Raw genomic sequence first — 20,091 nt, 5'->3', positions numbered from 1 at the left:
CCTCCAGACCGGGCCTGCCGGGCTTCCAGCCGAGCTCGCGCCGGATCAGCTCGCCCGCCGCCACCAGGGTCGGCGGGTCGCCCGGCCGCCGGCCCGTCGGCCGGGACGGCACGGGCCGGCCGGTGACCCGCGCCACCGCGTCCAGCACCTCCAGGACCGAGAAGCCCTGGCCGTTCCCCAGGTTGTAGATCCGGTGCTCGCCCGGCGCCACCGCGCCCAGCGCCGCCAGATGCGCCTCCGCGATGTCTCCGACATGGATGAAGTCCCGCACGCAGGTGCCGTCCCTCGTCGGGTAGTCGTCGCCGTACACCGAGAACTCCGGGCGCCTGCCCAGCGCCACGTCCAGCGCGATGGGGATGACGTGCGTCTCCGGCTCGTGCCGCTCGCCGCAGTCGCCCACCGAGCCCGCGACGTTGAAGTACCGCAGGCTGACCGCGCCCAGCGGGTGGGCGCGCGTGTAGTCGCCCAGCGCCTTGTCGACGGCCAGCTTCGACGCCCCGTACGGATTGGTCGGCGCCGTCGGCGCGCTCTCCGTGATCGGCACCTCGGCGGGCTGCCCGTACGTCGCGGCGGTGGAGGAGAAGACGAGCCGCTCGACACCGGACGCGAGCATCGCGTCCAGCAGCCGCAGCGTCTCGACGGTGTTGCCCTTCCAGTACCGCTCCGGGCGGCGCACCGAGTCGTCGATCAGCGACCGCGCCGCCAGGTGCACCACCCCGTCGAAGCGGTGCGGCCCGGCCAGGACGCGGGCCGCCTCCTCCATCGTGCCGCGTACGAACTCCGCGCCGCGCGGCACCGCGTCGGCGAAGCCGCTGGACAGGTCGTCGACCACCACCACCTTGTGCCCCTCGTCCAGCAGCCGCCGGGCCACCACGCTGCCGATATAGCCCGCGCCCCCGGTCACCAATAGCCTCATCGTCCATCGCCTTTCCACGCGCAGTCGTCATGCCGTACGGAATTCCGCAAGCAAAATGCCGGCCGGACGTCATCGGCCGGTTATCCGAATGAATATCAGGGGTGGCGGAGACAGAATTCCGCCGATTACCTCATGGGCCTCGACATTTTCCCGACGCGCACTTCCCCAAGATTGTCCGCGCTGATATCGTCCTGTCGTATCCCGCTGCCGCCCGACGTAATTCGACGGGGCGCGCGGAAATTGCTGCGGCATGTGTGCCGCACATTTCGGAGGTGGTACGCACATGAGCGAGACCCAGCGGACACGGCCCCGGATTCTCTTCGTGTCGGCCAACGAGTCGGCGCCCTGGGGCCCCAGCGAGACCAACTGGTCGCTGGCCGCCGCCCACTGGCTGCGCGACGGCGCCGAGATCCACGCGAGCGTCAAGGGCTGGGACGAGACCCCCGGCGAACTCGCCGACCTGGAGAAGGCCGGCTGCGTGGTGCACCGCAGGTGGGACCACCCGCCGTACGATCTGCGCCCCTGCTATGAACTGCCGTACTCCGAGCGGCGCCTGAGCACCCTGGAGGCCGTGCGGCCCGACTTCGTCATCGTCTCCCAGGGCGACAACTACGAGGGACTGGGCTGGCTGGAGGAGTGCCGCCGGCGCGGCTACCCCTACGTCGCCTATTCCAACTCCGCGTCCGAATACGAATGGCTGACGGACGATGTCGCGGAGCGCCTGGCCAGTGCCTACAACTCCGCCCTCGCGTCGTACTTCGTCTCCGAGAGCAACCGGGACCTGACGGAGCGCCAGGTAGGGGCCCGGATACCCAACGGCCGCGTGGTGCGCTGCCACTTCAAGGTCGACTACGACGCCGCGCCGCCGTGGCCGGCCGAGGACACCCCGGTCCGGCTGGCCTGCCTGGCCCGCCTGGACCCCAACAGCAAGGGCCACGACGTCCTCTTCGACGTCCTGGCGCGCCCCAAGTGGCGCGACCGGCCGCTGACCGTCTCCGTCTTCGGCTCCGGCGAGTACGAGGGCGTGCTGCGCGCCCTGGCCTCCCGGCTCGACCTCGACAACGTGGAGTTCGCCGGATACACCAAGGACATCGAGGAGGTCTGGCGCAGCCACCACGGGCTCGTCCTGTGCTCGCGCGCCGAGGGCCTGCCGACCGTGATCATCGAAGCGATGCTCTGCGGCCGCCCGGTCATCGTCAGCGACGTCGCGGGCAACGCCGAACTCCTCACCGACGACGACACCGGCTTCGTCGCCGCCGGCCCCGTGGCCGCCTGCCTTGACGAGGCCCTGGAGCGCGCCTGGCAGCGCCGCTCCGAATGGCCCGCCATCGGCCGGCGCGCCGCCGAGGCAGTCCGCCGCCAGATGCCGCGCGACCCGATCGCGATCCTGGTCGACCAGCTCAAGGAACTGGCGGGCTGACCCATCCGCCAATCGGCTGTCGCCGTTCGGGACCGCCGGCCTCGGGAACTCGCCGTACGAGGCCGGCGGTGTGCGGCTCGCGCCGCGTGCGGCCGCAGGCGCCGGGGCGGCGCCGGGCGGTGGCGGTGCGCTCCGGCTCGCGGCGCGTGACGATGCCGTCATCCGGCCGGTGCGGTGCGCGGCCACCGCGCTCCGTCGTGTGCCGCGAGCGGCGGCCGGCGTATGGCCTGTGCTGTACGGGGCCGTGGCCGTCCGGCCCGTGCCGGGTAGCGGCACCGTACCCGGGCTTCTGCCGTACGAGGCTGTGGCCGCCCAGGCCATGGTCCGGCCCGTGCCGGTCGGAGCCGGCGGTGTACAGCTCGTCCAGTACCGGGCCGTCGGCGCTCCCCGGTCCGTGCCGTAAGACGTCACCGGAGTCTCACGCCTCCCGCAGCCGCTCGGCGGCGACCTCGGGCTCCAGCGGCGTGAAGAAGATGCCGCTGCCCAGCTCTCCGGCGGCGATGTAGCGGGGGACGCCGGGGGAGCGCCACACCGAGACGATCTCCACGTACAGATGGGCGCGCGGCCAGTCGCCGCCGTCCGCCGGGTGCTGGTGCACCCACAGGAAGTACGGGGCCGGGCCGTCGAAGAAGCGCTCGAAGCGGCCGACGACGTCGGACAACAGACGTGCCAGGGAACGGCGGTCGCTCGCGGCGCAGGCCGGCAGGCCGGGGACGTGGGTGCGCGGCGCGATCCGGACCGTGTACGGGTAGATCGGGGCGTGCGGCACCCACGCCCACCACTCGTCCTCCTCCGCGACCAGCAGCTCCTTCGCCGGCCCGGCGCACAGCGAGCAGTCACCCGCCCCCGCGCCGCCGCCCAGCTGCGCGGCGGCCGTCGGCGGCACCTGCTCCAGGCCGAACGCCTGGCCGTGCGGATGGTCGACGGTCGCACCCGCCTCCGCGCCCCGGTTCTCGAAGAGCAGGACATAGCCGACGTCCGGCAGCGCGCTCAGCGAGCGGGTGCACTCACCCCACAACTCGACCGCGCCCAGGGCCTGTTCCTCGCCCATCGTCGCCCACGAGGCGGCGTGGTCGGGGGAGTACAGCAGGACCTCGCACCGGCCCGCCTCCAGCGCGGGCCAGCGGTTGGGGAACCGCCGCACCCGGTAGGGCTCCGGCGCCTCCAGGCCGCCGGGGCAGAACGGGCAGTCCACGCCGCGGGTGCGGGGCCGGCCCTGGCGGCTGCCCCGCACCATGACGCGCGCGCCCGTCAGCGGATCCCTCCTCAACTCGGCCACGGAACGGGCCCCTTTCCCCAACTGGTGCCGCGGCCGACGAGCTTCGCCCCGCCGCGCCGCCCGGCACGCTCTTCCCCCGGCTACCGCTCGGAGGCGCCCCCGGCGCCCCGGCCGCCGCGCGGCCATACGCACCGGACCCCGCCGGACATGGCGCTACGCGTCCGCGCGGATCGCGACGCGGATGACCTCGTCCCCCGGCTCATCCGCCAAATGGAACGCCTTGTCCGCGTCGGAGAGGTCCACGACATGGGTGATGACCTCGTCGGTGCGTATCGCGCCCCGGCTCACCAGCCCCGCCGCCGCGGGCATATAGCGGCCCGGCCCCATCGTGCCGATCATCTCCATCAGCTTCAGCGGCCACCGCGCGGACTCCAGCTCCACGCTCCGGCCCATCCGGTAGCCGATGAGCCCGATCCGGCCGCCCGGCACCACGAGGTCGGTGGCCGTCCGGACGGCCGGCGGTTCGCCGCTCGCCTCCAGCACCACGTCGGGCAGCCCGGCCGGGCCCGCGTCGGCGATCCACGCGGCGACGTCCGCGGGGTCGCTGAGCGTCGTCTCGGCGCCGAGCGCTCCCGCCGCGCGGGCCCGCTTGGCGATGGGGTCCACGGCCAGGACGACCCGCGCGCCCACCGCCCGTACGGCCTGGAGCACGTTGAGACCGATGCCGCCGCAGCCCAGCACGGCGACGCTCTCGCCCGGCTCCAGCCGCACCCGGTGCAGCGCGTGCAGCGCCACGGCCAGCGGCTCCGCCTGGGTGGCGGTCAGCAGGTCGGTGCCGGGCGTAAGGCGCACCAGGTTCGCCGCCGGCACCGCGATGTACTCGGCGCAGGCGCCCGGATCGGTGAAGCCGAACTCCCGCAGCTCCGGGCACATCACCAGCTGGGACCGCCGGCACCAGCGGCAGCGGCCGCAGCCCAGCGCGAGGTCGGCGACCACCGGATCGCCCGCCGCGAAGCCGCCGCCGCGGCTCTCCACGACGGTGCCGCTCCACTCATGGCCCGGCACCGCCGGGAACGCGGTGCCGTGCCACGCGTTGTTGTACAGCGACACGTCGCTGCCGCAGATGGAGTTGTACGCGACCTTCACCAGCGCCCAGCCCTCGGGGACCTCGGGGTCGGGCACCTCGCGGACGCTGATGTCACGGGGGCCGTTCAGGACTGCTGCTCGCATGCCGTGGCCTTTCTGATAAGGGGTAAGTGGGCTGCTCAGCGGGGGCCGGGAACGTCGCGGAGCGACTGCGTCACGTAATGGAAGATCATGCTGTGCATCGCCTCGGCCAGCCCCACGTCCTTGGTCGGGGCGTTCACCTCCAGATCCGCCAGGTCCCGCAGCGTGCCGCCGGCGCCCGCCGTCACCGCGATGACGCGCACCCCGGCCTCCTTGGCGTGCCGGGCGGCGGCCACCACATTGGGGCTGGTGCCCGAGCAGCTGATCACCAGCAGCCGGTCGCCCGGCTCCGCCAGCAGCCGCAGCGGCTCCACGAACACCCGGTCGTAGCCGCAGTCGTTGGCGTAGGCCGTCAGCATCGAGAGGTTGTCGGTCAGGGCGATGGCCCGCAGCGGCGGACCGTCCCCCGTGTACGCGCCCTTGAGGAGGTCCTGCGCGAGATGCGAGGCGGCCGAGGCGCTGCCGCCGTTGCCCGCGAGGAAGACGGTGGACCCGTCGCGGCGCACCGCGTCGAGCTCGCCGATGAGCCGGCCGACCTGCTCGCCCATCGAGCCGAGCAGCGGGCCCGCCGTGGCCAGATATTCGTCCCACGGGCCCAGGTCCGGGCGGACCGGGGCGGCGAATGCGTTCTGTGTCATGTCTGCGTCCCTGCAATCCTGTCGGGGAATCCGGTGCGCCGCGCCGAAGGCGGCACCGGCACTCAGTGCACGAAGTCCTCTTCGACGTCGTGGTCGACGTAGCCCGCGCCGCGCAGATCGCCGGTCTCCCCGTCGAGTTCGCGCCAGTCGGTGAGGAACGTCGGACCGTATCCGAACGCCAGCAGCAGCCGGTCGCCGTCCGTCAGCTTCCGCCGGGTGCCGTGCATCAGGGCCTCGTTGAGCAGCAGCATGTCTCCGGCGCGGACGAAGACATCGGTCAGGGTGGGGAACCCCGTATCGATCATCGAGGCGCGCACCCCCCGCTCGGCGCGGGAGCGCAGCAGCGGGAAGTTGGCCTTGTGCGACCCCTGTACGTAGCAGAACGAGCCGTCCTCCTGGGACTGGATGTCGCTCAGGTACACCAAGGTCTTGACGTACGGGCAGTACAGCTTGCCGTCGTGGTACGTGTGCGTGATGGACATGTCCCGGCCCACGGAACCGCCGCCGAGGTCGAGGAGTTCGGAGTTGCCGCCGTGCAGATACAGCACGCTGTCCTTGCCCCGCCGCAGCCCGTACCCCTCCAGGATGCGCAGCGGCTGGTTGACGACGTCGCGTACGGGGCCCACCAGCCGGGCGTCCAGGGCGAGTTGATCGAATACGGGGCTCGCGGACGGCAGGTCCTTGTAGCGGACCGTGTTCGCGAATCCGGGGTCCACGGTGTCCAGCCGGCCCAGCTCCGCCTTGTACGTCTCCACCTCTGCGGGGCTGAACGCGCCCCGGACCACGACGAAACCCGTGGTGTCGAACAGATACAGCTCTTCCTGCGATAGTGCGGGCACGGCTGTCCTTTCGCGATGCCGGGGCGGGCGGGGCCGCGGCGGTCAGGTGAGGGCTTTCTCCAGGGCGGTCAGGACGAAGTCGACGTCGTCCTCGGCCATGCGGGTGTGCAGGGGGAGGCAGATGTGCCGGGCGCACACGTCCTCCGACACCGGGTGCCGCTCCTCGCGCGGTATCCGGCCATCGAAGACCGGCTGGGCGTCCAGCGGCATCTCGTAGATCTCGCCGCCCAGGTGCACCCCGGCCTCCTTGAGCGCGGCCTTCAGCGCGGCCCGGTCCGTGGCGGGCTCCAGCAGCACCGCGTACTTGTACCAGCTCGCCGGAGCGTGCGACGGGAGTACGGGCGTGAGGCCGGGCAGCTCCGCCAGGCCCGCGGTGTAGCGGTCGGCCAGCCGCTGCCGCACGGCGAGGAACTCGTCCAGGCGGCGCAGCTGGGCCCGCCCGACGGCGGCGTGCAGCTCGCTCATCCGGGCGTTCTCGCCGAGCACGGTGTGGTAGCTGCGCCACGCCTCGGTCTTGCCGAGGTTGCGGTAGAACCCGATGGACGCGGCCAGCTCGTCGTCGTCGGTGGTCAGCATGCCGCCCTCGGCGCAGGTGATCACCTTGGTGGCGAAGAAGGAGAACGCGCCGGCCACCCCGAAGTTCCCGGCGTGCCGCCCGTCGAGGCGGCTGCCGTGCGCGTGCGCGCAGTCCTCGAACAGCCACAGCCCGCGCGCCGCGCACCAGTCGGCGATCGCCTGGAGCGCGGGGGTGATGAGGCCGCCCATGTGCACGACGAGGACGCCGACGGTGTCCTTGGTGACCGACCGCTCCAGAGTCTCGACGGACGGCGCGAAGGTCTCCGCCTCCACATCGACGAGGCGGGTACGCAACCCGGCGAGCAGCGGGGCCGCGGCCGTCGAGTAGAAGGAGTTGGCGGGCACCAGCACTTCGCCGGTTCCGCGTTCGGCCAGCGCCCGCAGCCCACAGACGAGCGCCGCGGTGCCGGACGCGAGGGCCACGGCGTGCCGGGCCCCGGTGTACGCGGCCATCTCCCGCTCGAACGCCGCCACTTCCTCGCCCTGCGCCAGTTGCCCGCTGACCAGCGCGGTGCGGATGGAGCCGAGGATGGTCTCGATGTCCTCTTCGGAGAAGTCCGGCCGTACGGGGACCACCTGGTGATCGGTCATCGGCTCGCCGCCTCCGCGTCCGGGGCGGTGCGGCCGGTCGCGGCGAGCTGGAGCGCCAGCCCCTCGTCGATGCCGATGCGCGGGGACCAGCCCAGCTGGCGCCGGGCCTTCTCGGTGGAGACGAACCGCTGCGCGTAGACGAGTTCGCCGCGCCGGGTCGGCTCGTCGCGGTGGACGATGGGCACGCCGCCGAACAGGTCGGAGACCTTTTGCGCCAGCTCCAGGGTGGTGATGATCTCCGGCCCCTCCAGGTTGTAGACCTGGTTCGCCGCCACCGGAGCGGTCGCGCGGTGGAACGCGTCGGCGAGGTCGTGGGCGTGCAGGAAGGCGCGGCGCTCGGAGCCGTCGCCGAAGACGGTGAGCGGCCCGCCCTCGGCCGCCGCCCGCAGGAACGCCGAGACGACGAGGCCGGGCCACATGCCCGGCCCGTAGATCGGGCTGTAGCGCAGCACCGTGGATTCCAGGCCGTGCAGCTGGGCGAAGTCGCGGGCCAGCAGCTCCTTGGTGATCATCGAGGTGGTGTAGAAGTGGCCGGCGCCGGTCGGCAGGAACGGCTCGTCCTCGTCGATGGCCTCGGTCCGCATCGCGTTGTACACCCAGCAACTGCCCGCGATGACGACGCGGGACACGCCGGACGCCGCCGAGGCGGCGAGGACCGCCGCGGTCCCGGTGACATTGGCGTCCATCGCGGTGACCGGGTCGGCCAGCACGGCGCGGGCGTCGGCGACCCCGGCGAGGTGCATCACGGCGTCCGGCCGCCAGGACGTGAACAGCTCCACGAGCTCGTCCTTGGCCGTGATGTCGAGCGCCCGGCCGGGGAACGGATCGTCGGGGGTCCACCGGCTGTCGAGGACCATCACTTCATCGCCGGCCGACTCGCAGCGGCGGGCGACATGCCGGCCGATGAAGCCGGAACCGCCGGTTACCAGGCAACGCATCAGGACCTCTTCCGGGCGCGGGGGGAGTGCGGGGCGGGGGCGGACACACCGGCTGCCGCGCGTTCGCGGAGCCGTTCCTGCCAGCTGTCGGCGCTCTCGACGGCACAGCCGTCGTCGGCGTCCGGCCGCTCTTCCAGCAGGGTCAGGAAACGGTGGTCGGTCAGTTCCTCGGTGCTGTGCTTCTGAAGGTCGCGGAAGTCGCGCCGGGTGCGCTGCTGGTGCGGCATGCGGCGGCCGACGCTGCCCATGCAGTTGCGGCAGGCGGCCAGCGGCTCGCTGCCCTGGAGGTAGGCCAGCAGCCGCGCGGGGAAGTCCGGTTCGTCGGTGACCCGCAGGCCGTCCTCCCACAGCGGCTTGGCGCCTTCGAGGACCTGGGGCAGGAACACGGACTGCGGGCACTTGAAGAAATGCCCCTCGTACAGCGTGTGGCAGCGCCAGACGTGCGCGATCTGGCAGGTGGCGAAGATCCGTTTGACCAGCGCCTCGTCGTCGGTGCCGTGCTCCGCGTACGAGTAGCGGAAGTGCGAGTAGTGCGAGATGTTCAGCAACACGCCGTGCTCGTCGGCGTACGCCCGTACGCGGGCCATCTTCTCCTCGTCGAGCTCCCGGTCCGGGTAGACGGAGATCTCGATCTCGTCGACCGCGGCGTAGAAGTCCTCGCGCATCCGCGGCAGGAGGATGCCGTTGGTGCACACCGTGATGTGCGGCGCGAGGCCCGAGGCGCGCACCTGGTGGAGGATGGGGATCAGTTGGGGGTGCAGCAGCGGTTCGCCGCCGAGCACCTTGACGAACTTGGCCGCGAACGACTTCGCCAGCAGGTGGAGATCGCGGGCCGCGGTGTCGGGGTCGATGAAGGACCGGCGGAAGACCGGTGAGAGATGGCTGCACGAGGCGCAGCCGAGATTGCAGTGGTGCGCGACGTTCAGCTCGCAGCCCTCCGGACTTACGACCTTCCCGTCCGCGATGTGATAGGTCATCAGTTCCTCATTCTCGCCAGGAGAACGTCGAGTCGAAGGAGAAGGAGAAGTTGTTGGAGTAGCCGCCGAGGTAGTAGCGCAGCGTCGGCAGCCCCGTGCACGAGACGGGTTCGCGGCGCGCCCGCAGGTCCATCGCGAGCTTGTCGTCCTCGCCGATCCGGTCGGCCTCGTCCCGCGCGTCGAAGTCGTCGCGGAAGGGGACCTCCAGCAGCAGCTCGCGCGCCAGCATCCACTCCCCGGTGTCCACCTCGATCACGGGGTCCGGGACGCCGAGCGGATCGAGCCGGTCGCGCCGCACGCAGGAGCCCGGCTCCACCACCCCTTTCGCCCGCAGCCGCTCGTACTCCGCGCGCCCCTCCGCCTCGTCCTCGGACCACGGCGAACGCGTCTCCAGGTACGGGGAGCCGTCGGCCTTGACCATCCGCAGCTGGGAGTGGACGGCCCGATGGCCCGTACGCGCGGCGCACTCCAGCAGCGACTCCAGATGGCCGGACTCCCATTCGTTGTCGTCGTCGAGGAACGCGACCCAGGGGCTGCGGACGATCCGTACGGCCATATTGCGCAGCCGCGAGGAACGGCCGGGGCCGGACACGTCACGGGGGCCGCGGCCCGCGAGCAGCCAGCGCACATTGGCCGGCGGCTCGGGCAGGTCGCGCAGCGAACGGTAGGTGTCGAGGCAGTCGTCGATGACGATCAGATGCTCGAAGCCGCCCGGCGGGCGCTGCCGCTGGGCGCTGCGCACCGCCCGCGCCAGCAGCTCGGGCCGGGTGCGGGTGATCGTCACGACGGTGACCGGCGCCGCCACCGGCCGCTCGGGTGCTCCGGCGGCGTTCACAGCGGCAGCCGGACGGTCCGGGAACCCTCGTCGGTCAGCCGGAACGGCAGCTCCCGCAGCCCGGCCTCGCCCAGCGACCGGCGCACGTCGCCGTGGCTGCCCGGCGGGCAGACCAGCAGCAGGAAGCCGCCGCCGCCCGACCCGAGGAGCTTCGCGCCCCGCGCCCCGGCCTCCAGCGCCCGGTCGTGCAGGGACTGGAGGTGCGGGCTGCTGATCCGCGAGCCGAGCCGCGCCTTCAGCGACCAGTGCTCGTTGACCAGCCCGGCCACCGCGTCCATATCGCCCTTGACCAGCGCCTCGGTCATGCCGTGGGTGATGGAGCGGATGGCGTGCAGCCGCCGCAGGGATTCGTCGTGGCCGCTGAGCGTGCGCTGGTTCTGCTCGGCGAGGATGTCGCCCGCGTCCCGGCTGATGCCGGAGTGGAAGAGCAGCAGATGCTCGTCCAGCGCGGTCCGGGCGGCGGCCGGCAGGTCGAGCCGGTCGGGGGCCACCCGCCCCGACGGGTGGAACCGCAGCAGCCGGATCCCGCCGTACGCGGCCATGTAGTGGTCCTGCTTGCCGACCGCGCGCCCGAGGTCGTCGATCTCCACCGCGCTCGCGGCCTCGGCGAGCGCCTGCCGCGACATGGCGCCGGGAGAGGCCGCCGCGTGCAGCAGCGACACGGCGAACGCCGCCGACCCGCCGAGCCCGCTGCCGCTGGGCACGTCGCTGAAGGAAGCGATCTGGTAGCCGCTGCGCAGCCCGGCGCGGAGCAGGCAGGCCCGCGTCATCGGGTTGGGGTGCTGGTGGCTGCGGTCGCACAGGTCGTAGCTGTCGGTCGCGGCCCGTACCCGGCCGTCGAACGCGCGCGGGAAGACGCTCACGCCGACGTACCGGTCGATGGCGCAGCTGAGCACCAGCCCGCCGTGGCGGGAGGAGTAGCTGGGCAGGTCGGTGCCGCCGCCTGCCAGCGAGACGCGCAGCGGGGAGCGGGCCGTGACGATGGCGGGCTCCGTCGCCTGCGAAGCGGGAACAGCCTCGACGGCATCGGGGGCCGGCGGGGGAGGGGTGAGGGCCGTGGGCAGCGGCCAGCGGATATCGGTCATGAGGCGGTGTGCCCCTCGGCTCCCCGCCCGGCCCCGCCGCACTCCCCGCCCCGGCGCAGCAGGTCGTGGACGGCGGCGGCGACATGGCGGTGCGGTACGGGCGTGAGGTAGTGCTCGTCCGCGCCCAGCGGCTTGCCGAGCCCGCCCAGCAGCACCATCGCGACGTCGTCGCCGTCGCATGAGCGGTAGCCGCGCTTGTTGTCGTACGCGATGTGGTGCAGCACCGTCTTCGGCGCGATGCCCGCCGTCAGGCACCGGCAGACGCCCACCCGGTCGATCAGCTCCTCGTGGACGGCCACGGCCGCCTCGTCGAGCAGCCCCATCCGCCGCGCCACGTCGGCCGCCGCGATCATGCCCAGCGCGACGGCCTCGCCGTGCTTGAGCGCTGCCTCCTTGGGGCCGTGCGCCGTGCTCGCCAGCTCCAGGGCGTGGCCGATGGTGTGCCCGTACTCCAGGAGCAGGCCGGAGTATTTCTCGTACGGGTCCTCCAGCAGCAGCCGGCTCTTGACGGCGAGGCTCAGGTCGAATATCTCGCCGAGGTCGGCGGGGGTGTAGTCCGCGCGGCGGCGCAGCAATCGGCGCAGCCGCGGGATCTGCGAGGGCTCGATCGCCAGGGCGTTCTTGACGGTCTCGCAGGTGCCGGAGCGCAGGTCGCGCGGTGAGCCCAGGGCCACCACCGCGAGGTCCACGAGGATCAGTTCGGGCGGGTGGTAGAGGCCGACCATGTTCTTGGCGTGCGAGGTGTTGACGGCCTGCTTGACGGAGATGACCGAGTCGCAGGCGGCGATCACCGTCGTCGGCACGTGCACCAGCCGCACCCCGCGGAAGAGCAGCCCGGCGAGGAGCCCCGCGATATTGCCGGGGATGCCGCCGCCGGCCGCCACCACGACGGTCCGGCGGGTGGCCCCGAAGTCGAGCGCCAGGTCGATGAAGCGGGACAGCGTCGCCAGGTTCTTGTGCTCCTCGCCCGGCGGGTGGGAGAGCAGCAGCGTGGGGGCGACGGCGTCGAGGGCGCCGGCGAGCTTCCCGGCGGCGACGTCGGCCACATTGTCGTCGGTGACCACGATGAAGCGGTCGGCCTGCATTCCGCCGAGCGTGGCGACCATCTCGTCCTGCACGTCCTCGCCGAGCAGGACGCGCACCCGCTTGTCCGCCACGTCGAAGTGGCGCTCGCGCAATCGCCGCCGGTCCACCTCGGGTTCGGTGTCCGCGAGCTCGATATCCGCGCGTTCGGGGGCCGCGGGTTCAGGGGCCGCGGGTTCAGGGGCCGCGGGTTCGGTGTCTGCGGGGGAAGCGGCAGCCGGGTAAGGGGCCTGAAGATCCATCGTCATCACTTTCGGAGAGAGTCGATGCGCTGCTTCGCGATGCCGATCGCCTCGGCGGAGAAGTCGTTGCACGACCACTCGCGCCCGGCCGACTCGGCGGCCAGCGCCGTCGAGCCGATCCCGCAGAACGGGTCGACGACGTGCTCGCCCTCCTCCGTGAGCAGCCGGATGAAGTACAGCGGGGCCGCGACCGGGAAGCGGTCCGCGTCGGCCCGGCTCAGCCGCTCGGACACCCCGTCGAGATACGGGTAGTCGGCGGCGGAGTCCCCCATGGCGAGGAAGTTGCCGAACGGCTGCGTCAGATAGCTCTGGAAGCCGCGCACCCGCCGGGTGTCCACCGGCACATCGGGGGTCCGCGACAGCCAGAACCATGTGGTGACGCAGTCGTGCAGCCGGATCCGCCCCTGGGTGACCCACTCCTCGCGCTCGTCGAGGAGTTCGGGGTTGTACCAGTAGAACTCCTGGAGAAGGTGCCAGTCGCCGCGTGCGAGCAGCCGGCTGATCGCGGCGAAGTTCGCCACCGTGCGCACCGGGCGGTCCCGCGCCCAGCTGCACCCGGTCTCGATGACCACGCTGCCGTCCGGCCGCAGCACCCGCGCGAACTCGTCCATGTAGCCGTCCAGCCAGTCGCCGAACGCGGGGCTGGTCGGGTCGTCGGACGACGGCTCGTAAGGGCCGGTGAACCAGGGCGACGTCACCACCAGCCGCACGCTCGCGGCGGGCAGCGACCGGAGGAAGGCGGTCGCGTCCCCCTGGGTCAGGGTTCCGGCGGCGGTGGCGGCCACCGTGCGTACGGTGGAGCCGGTCTCGGTACGAGCGCTCATCGAGGGCCTCTCGCTCGGCGACGGGGGGATCGGGGCGACGGCTTCAGGGCATGGGGCGTGCGGATTCAGGTCAACAGTGCGATGCCTTACGGGAGTTGGGCCGACGGCCTCGGCCCGTCGGCCCGTGGTCTCAGGCCAGGGGCAGCTGGGCGCGGGCCTTCTCCAGCGCGGTGACGACGAGCTCCATGCGCTCCGGCGGCGCGAGGAAGAGCCGGTGCGGCAGGACCACCGCGTTCTCCCCGGCGAACTCGGCCGCGGGCAGCTCGAACCGTGCGGGGTCCAGCGGCCGTACGCCGCCCGGCCCCTTGGCCCAGCACGAATGCAGCGGCTGATAGAGGACGTTGCGATGGAGCGCGGAGTCGATGGGCTCGACGTGCAGGCCGAGCGACTGGGACAGCGAGGCGGCCACCGCGTCCTTCGCGCCGGGGCCGAAGACCGCCGGGTCGAGCCGGACGCAGAACTGGTACGCGGCGTCCGCGGTGAGCGCGGCCGGCCGCTCCAGCGGGCGGGCCCCGTCGAAGCCGCCGAGCAGCTCCTCCAGCCGCCGCATCGAGATCCGCCGGCGGTGGTTCTCCTCGTCCAGCCGGGCCAGCCCCTCCAACGCCACCGCGGCGTTGAACTCGCTCATGCAGTAGTTGTAGCCCTGCACGCCGGGCAGCTCCGCCAGCTCCAACTCGCCTACGGGCGCGGCCCGGTGGCCCCGGCCGTCCGCCCGCTTGCGGAACAGCCGGTCGTGGATCTCCGGGTCCGAGGTGACGGCGACTCCGCCCTCGCCGCAGGTCAGCAGCTTGGTCTGCTGGAGGCTGAAGGCGGCGGCGTCGCCGATCGCGCCGAGCCGGCGCTCTCCCCACATCGCGCCGTGCACATGCGAGCAGTCCTCCAGGAGGGCGATGCCGTGCCGCCGGGCCAGGGCGGTCATCGCGTCGAGGTCCACCGCGGAGCCGTACAGATGGACCGCCATGATCGCCCTGGTGCGCGGGGTGACGGCCGCCGCCGCGGCCTCCACCGACATGCACAGGGTGTCCGGCTCGATGTCGACGAAGACCGGCACCGCGCCGACGCGCAGCACGGAGGACGCGCAGGCCACCCAGGTCAGACCCGGTACGAGCACCTCGTCGCCGGCCCCGACGCCGAGCGATTCCAGCGCGATGGTCAGCGCCGCCGAGCCGTTGCAGGTGGGCACCGCGTACGGCACCTTCATGAAGTCGGCGAACGCGGCGGCGAAGGCCTGCTCGTACGATTCCTCGCCCGTGTACGCGCCGCTCACCGCCCAGCGGCCCGACCTGAGCGCGGCGAGCAGGTTCTGCTCGGTCTGCGGGGAGTGCGTCGGCCACTGCGGCCAGGGGAGAGCGTCGGACATCGTGACCCTCCGATGAGGTCTCGGTCAGCCAGCGGGTGCGGGACTACGGCCCTGGGGGAAGGGGCCGTGAACGAGCGGGGATGTGCGGGAGCAATCGGGAACGAGACGTGCCTGACGTGCTGGTTCACGGGGGAGCGCCGCGGCGACGGGGAGGGGGCGCGGCGCGCGGGCCGGACTGGGAAGTGCGTCTGCGGGACGTACTGGCATCCGTAGGAGCGGGTGATCCGCAGTGCGAGCGTACGCCCGCTGCTGATGCCCCTGTCAACCATGGTGAACGGTGATGGCTTATTGCCACCGTATGCCGTCCGCTGTAGTTGTGGCGCATGTGACGGAGCGGTAGTGGTGAGCGTGCCCGCGAGGCAAGGGAAAGGCCCGAAACATACCGGATGGAGCGCTCCCGGTTGGCTGAAATGACATCAACGTGACGACAGGTAGGCCCTGTTGTCAGCTGTGACGGATGAGGGTTGACTGTCTTATGGCACCGCCTCCTGGCGGCGTCGCGAACGGGGAGGACCGGGGGCGAGAAGATGAGCAGAGGCGAGTCGGCGGCATCGGGCCACTCCGGCAGGCCGATCCTGCGCAAGCTCGACCAGCGGCTGAACGAGCTGATCGCCGCGCTCTACCCCGAGGAGCGCAAACGGCCCGGCTACGCCCGGCTCGCCAAGGAGATCAGCGAGCAGACCGGCGGCGCGATCTCGGGCACCTACCTGTGGGAGCTCGCCACCGGTCGCAAACGCAACGTCACCCTCGAACAGCTCGACGTGCTCGCCGAATTCTTCGGCGTACCCCCCGGCTACTTCCTGGACGACGACGTCGCCGAGCGCGTCAACGCCCAGCTGGCCCTGGCCGCCGCCCTGCGCGACACCCGCGTGCGCAACCTCGCGCTCCGCGCCGACGGGCTCTCGCCCGCCAGCCTCGACGCGCTGCTGACGATGGTGAACGAGGCGCGCAAATTCCAGAACCTGTCGACCGATGAGGACCCCGACCATCCCACCACCACAGAGCGCTGACCGGGGCCGCCCGCCGCCGGCCGCACGAGGTTCGCCGTGGCGACCGAACCCGTCCGAGCCTCTGACAGACCCCCGGGGGCCTTCCGCCGACAGGCGCCATCCACGCGCCTCGAACATGGTCGTAGGAGCACCGCATGCACCCTCGCGACATCCGGCTACGTCGCCGCTGCAACTCCGCGCTGGCCCGGCTCGACCCGCCACGGCCGTTCTCCGTGACGGCGCTCTGTGACCAACTGGCCGAACAGCGACGGCGCCCCATCCATCTGCACCCGCTGCCCGCGCAGGCGGCCGCGTCGGGAGCCTGCGGGATGTGGCTGGCGACCGAGGGGGCGGACCACATCTTCTTCGAGCAGCGGACCGGGCGGCTGCACCAGGAGCACATCGTCCTGCACGAGCTCGGCCACGTCCTGCTGGACCACTACGCGCTCGGCCCGGACGGCGACGGAGCCGCCGCTCTCCTGCCCGACCTCGACCCCCGGCTCATCCGCCGGCTCCTGCGGCGCACCAACTACACCACGCCCCAGGAGAAAGAGGCCGAAACGCTCGCCGGACTGATACGGACCAGGGCGGAAGCCGCCGGCCGACGGCTCGACGGGGTGCTGGGCAACCTCCAGGCCGCCATGGGCGTACGCGGCTGATATGCGGCCGGGGCTGGCCACGTGCGTCGCCGGGTTCGAGGCCGTCTCGACCGTGGTGCTGCTCGCCGCCGTCCTGTGGCGGCTGCCGTCGGTCCTGCGGCGCCCCCAGGAACGGCTGCTCTGGGGCACGATGGCGCTCACCGCCGTCGCCATGGCCATGGACCAGCCGCCCATCGCCCGCCTGCTGAGCGACGGGCCCGCCACACTGTGCTCGGTGGCCCTGGCCAGGAACATGATCGGGGTGCTCTCCGCCTGCGGCGTGCTGTACTTCGTCGCCGCGTCCGGCGGCAACCGGAGATTCAAGAGAGCCGTCCTGTTCGCCGTGCCGTTCGTCCTGGCCGGCCTGGTGCTCATCGCGTACGGCGTGAAACCGCCCTGCGCGGAAGCCGTCCCCGGCATCACCGGGGCCCCGCGCACCGCCGGCTACTGGGTGCTCCTCGGCTCGACGCACCTGATCGCCGACTCCGCCTGCGCCGTGATGTGCCGCCGCTACGCCTGCCGGAGCATGGACCGCAGCCTGCGCGTGAGCCTCGCCCTGTTCGGCTGGGGCGCGGTGTGCGCGGGCGTCTTCTGGGCCGGCCGGCTCGTCGGGCTGATCACGCCGCTCGGGGACGTCGTGCTGTATCTGCGCATCGCGCTGGGGCTGCACGCCGTGCTGCGCGCCGCCGCCCTGCTCGTACGGGACCTCGCCGCCGTCGGCCGCGCGGCGTCGGACGCCCGCGCGATCTGGCGGCTGTGGCCGCTGTGGCGGTCCCTGGTGGCGGCCGTGCCGCACGTCGCCCTGAAGCGGTACCGGTGGCGCGGCACCGAGCTGCTGTGCGCGCCCTCCCACTGGCGCTACCTCGTGTACCGCAAGGTGATCGAGACGCGCGACGCGATCCTCGTGCTCCAGGACTACGCGCACCCGGCCGCCCTGCGGCGCGCCCGCGACCACGTCGCCGCCGCGGGGCTCCCGGCCCGCGCGGCCCGGCCCGCCGTGCTCGCCTGCGTCATCCGCGAGGCGTGCGCGGCCAAGCGGGCCAACCTCCGGGAAGGGGGCGGGCAGGAGAGCGCCGACATCGAGGTGGACCGCGGCGAACTGGCCGCGGAGATCGACTTCTTGCTGGAGGTGGCCGAGGCGTACACCTCGGCCTGTGTGAAGTCCTTCGTGAAGTCCGCGGAGAAGCCGTCCGGGAGGCCGCCGCCCGAAGAGCCCGCGGGGAAGCCCCCCGGCGAGCCTTCGGACGGGCCCGGCGACAGCCTCGCGGACAAGTCCGGCGACCCGTCGTCCTGCAAGCCCCGCCGGGCCCGCCCCGAGCGGCAGCTGTTCGGCCGTCAGCCCAGATCGAAGGCGTTGCGCAGCCCGAGCCGGTAGCGGAACTCGTCGTCCGCCTTGAGCGGCGCGAGCTCGGGCGCGCGGTACAGCGGCGTGACCGCACATCGCTCGGACCCCGAACCGGTCGCGTCCAGCAGGGCGTTGACGGCGGCCCGCGCGGAGGCGTTCGCGCCCTCCATCGTCGCGAGGTCGACGTCGGTCGCCACATAGTCGCCGGAGAGGAAGAGGTTGGGGATCGCGGTGTGCGCGGTGGGCCGGTTGTACCAGGTGCCGGTCGGGTGGATGAACAGCTGCTCGTCATTGGTCGGGCGCCCGTTGCCGATCACCACGGCCGGGTCGAGGAACCAGGAGTGCAGCGCCCCGTCGCGCAGCACCGTGCGGCCTGTGTCGTTGAGCCCGGCCTTCATCTGCGCCCACACCTCCCGCGCGACCTCCTCGCGGGTGCACTCCTTGGCCGTCTTTCCGTAGAGGATGCCGGGCCGGCCCCACTCGGAGACGTCCACCGACAGGCAGTCCGCGGCCACGCCGTCCCCGTAGTCGCGCGGGAAGTCGCGCCCCGCCCAGTACTGCGCCTGCCCGACCGCCGTGATCGACCACGGCGAGTCGATGTGGTTGATGTGCCCGTGCAGGATCGGCGTCGGCTCGGTCAGATAGAACTGGATGCCCGTCATCCAGTCGGTCTCCAGCTTGTCGCAGCGCGCCAGTTGCGGGTCCGCCGCCCGTACCCGCGCGTTCCAGGTCTTACGGGCGTGCTCCACCGGCATCGCGGAGACGAAGTGGTCGGCGGTGACCGACTGGCGCGCGCCGCGCGCGTCCACCGCCACAGCCTCCGCTATCCGGCCTCCGGCCAGGGTCAGGTCCTGTATGGCCCATCCGGTGCGGAACTCCACGCCCAGGGAGCGCAGATAGGACGTCCACGGGTCGATCCACGCCTCGTTGGTGGGCGCGTTCAGCACGCGGTCCGGCTGCCCGTCCGCGCCGCGGCCCAGCAGGTTGTAGAAGAACGCCTCGAAGCAGTTGGCGACGGTCTTGGTGCTCGCGACCTCCGCCTTCGTCGCGACGATATTGCGGGTGATGCCGATCGCCAGCAGCTGCTGGTAGTTCTCCGACATCTTCGCGGCCTTCAGGAACTCCCACCACGGCGTGCGCTCCCAGGTGTCCAGCCGCCGCTTGTCGCAGCTGGTGAAGAAGACCAGGATGCGATTGGCGAAGTACGCGATCTCGTGGGCGGGCAGCTTCGAGAAGGTCTCGAACAGCGCGGTCAGCGCCCGGATCACCGCGTCCGGGGTGAGCACGGGCGGCGGGCTGCCGACGATCTGGAACGGCAGCCGGATGTCCTCGTGGCCGATCCGGGCCAGCATCACCTCGGAGGAGGCGACGAGGTTGTCGTGGCAGCCGTTCGCGTTGCCCGCGAAGGGGATGCGGCGCAGCGTGTCCGGGAGGTTCCGGTACCAGCCGGGGATGAAGCGGAAGCCGTGCTCGCCCGGCAGCGGCTTGCGCCCGCCGCGCGCGCTGCCCGGTACGTCCATGCTGCGCGCCTTGCCGCCCAGCGCCTTCTTCTCGTACACCGTCACCTTGAAGCCGCGCTCGGCGAGTTCGTGCGCGGCGGTGAGCCCGGCGACGCCGCCGCCGAGGACCGCGACGTGCCGCCCCGTCGACGAAGCGGCGCGGCGGGGCTGCGCCGCCGTCGCCCGTCCGGCCAGTGCGGCCGTGCCCGCCACCGCCGCCGCCCCGCCGATGAAGCCTCTCCGGGTGCTGCCGGTACCGTCCATGCCCCTGATCCCCTACCGTCGGTAACCCATCACGTCCGGCGCAGGAGCATAGAAGCGGCGCGCCGACCCCGGAAGGCAACCGCCGACACACCCGCACATTGGCGCGAAAGAGACCGCTCCACGGGGCAGGCTGGAATCACCGCCGCTCATGAAGAAACCGTTCACCTATGAAGCGTCAGTGATGAAGCGTCAGTGATGAAGAATTCAGTGATGAAGAAGACGAAGGGGCAGCGTCATGGCAGCAGTGCAACCGCTCTCACAGAAAGACGTCGAGGAGCGCCTCCAGGAGCTCCCCGGCTGGTCCACCGACGGCGACAGCATCAGCCGTGACTACACCTTCGACGGCCACTTCCCGGCGGCGGCGATGGTGATCCACGTCGCGCAGATCCAGGAGGAGCTGGGCCACCACTCCGATCTGACGCTCGGCTACAACAAGATCTCCATCACCGTGAACACGCACAGCGCGGGCGGCAAGGTCACCGGCCTCGACGTCGAACTCGCCCGCCGCGTGGAGGAGATCGCACCGCTGCACGGGGCGCGCTGAGGAGACCGGACCGAAAGCCGCACGGCCCCCTCACACGGGGGC

General features: G+C 72.2%; 19 protein-coding genes. 5 read left to right on the top strand and 14 right to left on the bottom strand.

Annotation, left to right across the window (positions count from 1 at the left end):
- Positions 1-916 (bottom strand): UDP-glucose 4-epimerase GalE (gene galE / locus ACFU99_RS07365; RefSeq protein ID WP_384387143.1); only part of this gene is annotated, 916 nt, incomplete at its 3' end.
- A gap of 283 nt (positions 917-1,199) precedes the next feature.
- Here galE and ACFU99_RS07360 point away from each other — a divergent pair.
- Positions 1,200-2,336, top strand: coding sequence for a glycosyltransferase family 4 protein (locus ACFU99_RS07360; protein ID WP_384387140.1), 1,137 nt, complete (start codon positions 1,200-1,202; stop codon positions 2,334-2,336).
- A gap of 418 nt (positions 2,337-2,754) precedes the next feature.
- Here ACFU99_RS07360 and ACFU99_RS07355 read toward each other — a convergent pair whose 3' ends face one another.
- The 12 genes from ACFU99_RS07355 to ACFU99_RS07300 form a co-directional block, all read right to left on the bottom strand.
- Positions 2,755-3,615, bottom strand: coding sequence for a hypothetical protein (locus tag ACFU99_RS07355; RefSeq protein WP_384387137.1), 861 nt, complete (start codon positions 3,613-3,615; stop codon positions 2,755-2,757).
- A 153-nt stretch (positions 3,616-3,768) separates the two neighbouring features.
- The gene (locus tag ACFU99_RS07350; protein WP_384387134.1) at positions 3,769-4,785 is read right to left on the bottom strand and encodes a zinc-binding dehydrogenase; all 1,017 of its coding nucleotides are present in this window, start codon (positions 4,783-4,785) and stop codon (positions 3,769-3,771) included.
- 35 nt (positions 4,786-4,820) lie between these two features.
- Positions 4,821-5,420, bottom strand: a complete 600-nt coding sequence (locus ACFU99_RS07345; protein ID WP_384387132.1) for an SIS domain-containing protein — start codon at positions 5,418-5,420, stop codon at positions 4,821-4,823.
- A 62-nt stretch (positions 5,421-5,482) separates the two neighbouring features.
- Positions 5,483-6,259 carry a phytanoyl-CoA dioxygenase family protein gene (locus ACFU99_RS07340; RefSeq protein ID WP_384387129.1) on the bottom strand — a complete coding sequence of 259 codons (777 nt, stop codon included), beginning with the start codon at positions 6,257-6,259 and terminating at the stop codon, positions 5,483-5,485.
- Positions 6,260-6,301: 42 nt separating this feature from the next.
- Positions 6,302-7,426: a DegT/DnrJ/EryC1/StrS family aminotransferase gene (locus ACFU99_RS07335; RefSeq protein WP_384387126.1), complete on the bottom strand. Its 1,125-nt coding sequence runs from the start codon at positions 7,424-7,426 to the stop codon at positions 6,302-6,304.
- Entirely contained in the window at positions 7,423-8,364 is a 942-nt protein-coding gene (locus tag ACFU99_RS07330) for an NAD-dependent epimerase/dehydratase family protein (RefSeq protein WP_384387123.1), read from the bottom strand. Before ACFU99_RS07330 ends, ACFU99_RS07335 begins: the two co-directional genes overlap by 4 nt.
- A complete protein-coding gene (locus ACFU99_RS07325) occupies positions 8,364-9,341 on the bottom strand; it encodes a radical SAM protein (RefSeq protein WP_384387120.1) in 978 nt (325 codons plus the stop codon). The genes ACFU99_RS07330 and ACFU99_RS07325 overlap by 1 nt, the downstream gene beginning before the upstream one ends.
- A 7-nt stretch (positions 9,342-9,348) precedes the next feature.
- Positions 9,349-10,176 carry a glycosyltransferase family 2 protein gene (locus tag ACFU99_RS07320; RefSeq protein WP_384387117.1) on the bottom strand — a complete coding sequence of 276 codons (828 nt, stop codon included), beginning with the start codon at positions 10,174-10,176 and terminating at the stop codon, positions 9,349-9,351.
- Positions 10,173-11,261: a hypothetical protein gene (locus tag ACFU99_RS07315; protein ID WP_384387113.1), complete on the bottom strand. Its 1,089-nt coding sequence runs from the start codon at positions 11,259-11,261 to the stop codon at positions 10,173-10,175. The genes ACFU99_RS07320 and ACFU99_RS07315 overlap by 4 nt, the downstream gene beginning before the upstream one ends.
- Positions 11,258-12,586: an iron-containing alcohol dehydrogenase gene (locus tag ACFU99_RS07310; RefSeq protein ID WP_384387111.1), complete on the bottom strand. Its 1,329-nt coding sequence runs from the start codon at positions 12,584-12,586 to the stop codon at positions 11,258-11,260. Before ACFU99_RS07310 ends, ACFU99_RS07315 begins: the two co-directional genes overlap by 4 nt.
- A 5-nt stretch (positions 12,587-12,591) precedes the next feature.
- The gene (locus ACFU99_RS07305; RefSeq protein ID WP_384387109.1) at positions 12,592-13,410 is read right to left on the bottom strand and encodes a DNA-methyltransferase; all 819 of its coding nucleotides are present in this window, start codon (positions 13,408-13,410) and stop codon (positions 12,592-12,594) included.
- A 130-nt stretch (positions 13,411-13,540) separates the two neighbouring features.
- The gene (locus ACFU99_RS07300) at positions 13,541-14,770 is read right to left on the bottom strand and encodes a DegT/DnrJ/EryC1/StrS family aminotransferase (RefSeq protein WP_384387106.1); all 1,230 of its coding nucleotides are present in this window, start codon (positions 14,768-14,770) and stop codon (positions 13,541-13,543) included.
- A gap of 527 nt (positions 14,771-15,297) precedes the next feature.
- Between ACFU99_RS07300 and ACFU99_RS07295 the strand changes: the two genes are divergently transcribed.
- The 3 genes from ACFU99_RS07295 to ACFU99_RS07285 all read left to right on the top strand — a co-directional run bounded on the left by ACFU99_RS07295 (position 15,298) and on the right by ACFU99_RS07285 (position 17,772).
- Complete coding sequence (locus ACFU99_RS07295; RefSeq protein WP_384387103.1) at positions 15,298-15,780, top strand: hypothetical protein; 483 nt, start codon at positions 15,298-15,300, stop codon at positions 15,778-15,780.
- 134 nt (positions 15,781-15,914) lie between these two features.
- Positions 15,915-16,418 (top strand): hypothetical protein, encoded by a 504-nt coding sequence (locus tag ACFU99_RS07290; protein WP_384387100.1) that lies wholly within the window; start codon positions 15,915-15,917, stop codon positions 16,416-16,418.
- 1 nt (position 16,419) lies between these two features.
- Positions 16,420-17,772: an MAB_1171c family putative transporter gene (locus ACFU99_RS07285; protein ID WP_384387097.1), complete on the top strand. Its 1,353-nt coding sequence runs from the start codon at positions 16,420-16,422 to the stop codon at positions 17,770-17,772.
- On the opposite strand, the gene ACFU99_RS07280 is transcribed toward ACFU99_RS07285, so the two are convergent.
- Positions 17,733-19,505 (bottom strand): FAD-dependent oxidoreductase, encoded by a 1,773-nt coding sequence (locus ACFU99_RS07280; RefSeq protein ID WP_384387094.1) that lies wholly within the window; start codon positions 19,503-19,505, stop codon positions 17,733-17,735. The two genes, ACFU99_RS07285 and ACFU99_RS07280, sit on opposite strands and share 40 nt — an antisense overlap.
- Before the next feature lie 235 nt (positions 19,506-19,740).
- Here ACFU99_RS07280 and ACFU99_RS07275 point away from each other — a divergent pair, with 235 nt between their 5' ends.
- Positions 19,741-20,049 carry a 4a-hydroxytetrahydrobiopterin dehydratase gene (locus ACFU99_RS07275; protein ID WP_384387091.1) on the top strand — a complete coding sequence of 103 codons (309 nt, stop codon included), beginning with the start codon at positions 19,741-19,743 and terminating at the stop codon, positions 20,047-20,049.
- Positions 20,050-20,091: the final 42 nt, after the last annotated feature.

Source organism: Streptomyces sp. NPDC057654 (genome assembly GCF_042800135.1).
Classification (GTDB): domain Bacteria; phylum Actinomycetota; class Actinomycetes; order Streptomycetales; family Streptomycetaceae; genus Streptomyces.
The sequence above is the reverse complement of the archived record's forward strand: the minus strand, read 5'-3'. Positions and strand labels throughout refer to the sequence as shown.

Coding starts and splice junctions, on each gene's coding strand:
- ACFU99_RS07345 (WP_384387132.1), bottom strand. CDS start 5,420: ATGACACAGAACGCATTCGCCGCCCCGGTCCGCCCGGACCTGGGCCCG.
- ACFU99_RS07300 (WP_384387106.1), bottom strand. CDS start 14,770: ATGTCCGACGCTCTCCCCTGGCCGCAGTGGCCGACGCACTCCCCGCAG.
- ACFU99_RS07290 (WP_384387100.1), top strand. CDS start 15,915: ATGCACCCTCGCGACATCCGGCTACGTCGCCGCTGCAACTCCGCGCTG.
- ACFU99_RS07310 (WP_384387111.1), bottom strand. CDS start 12,586: ATGGATCTTCAGGCCCCTTACCCGGCTGCCGCTTCCCCCGCAGACACC.
- ACFU99_RS07360 (WP_384387140.1), top strand. CDS start 1,200: ATGAGCGAGACCCAGCGGACACGGCCCCGGATTCTCTTCGTGTCGGCC.
- ACFU99_RS07330 (WP_384387123.1), bottom strand. CDS start 8,364: ATGCGTTGCCTGGTAACCGGCGGTTCCGGCTTCATCGGCCGGCATGTC.
- ACFU99_RS07275 (WP_384387091.1), top strand. CDS start 19,741: ATGGCAGCAGTGCAACCGCTCTCACAGAAAGACGTCGAGGAGCGCCTC.
- ACFU99_RS07305 (WP_384387109.1), bottom strand. CDS start 13,410: ATGAGCGCTCGTACCGAGACCGGCTCCACCGTACGCACGGTGGCCGCC.
- ACFU99_RS07285 (WP_384387097.1), top strand. CDS start 16,420: ATGCGGCCGGGGCTGGCCACGTGCGTCGCCGGGTTCGAGGCCGTCTCG.
- ACFU99_RS07335 (WP_384387126.1), bottom strand. CDS start 7,426: ATGACCGATCACCAGGTGGTCCCCGTACGGCCGGACTTCTCCGAAGAG.
- ACFU99_RS07325 (WP_384387120.1), bottom strand. CDS start 9,341: ATGACCTATCACATCGCGGACGGGAAGGTCGTAAGTCCGGAGGGCTGC.
- ACFU99_RS07280 (WP_384387094.1), bottom strand. CDS start 19,505: ATGGACGGTACCGGCAGCACCCGGAGAGGCTTCATCGGCGGGGCGGCG.
- ACFU99_RS07350 (WP_384387134.1), bottom strand. CDS start 4,785: ATGCGAGCAGCAGTCCTGAACGGCCCCCGTGACATCAGCGTCCGCGAG.
- ACFU99_RS07315 (WP_384387113.1), bottom strand. CDS start 11,261: ATGACCGATATCCGCTGGCCGCTGCCCACGGCCCTCACCCCTCCCCCG.
- ACFU99_RS07295 (WP_384387103.1), top strand. CDS start 15,298: ATGAGCAGAGGCGAGTCGGCGGCATCGGGCCACTCCGGCAGGCCGATC.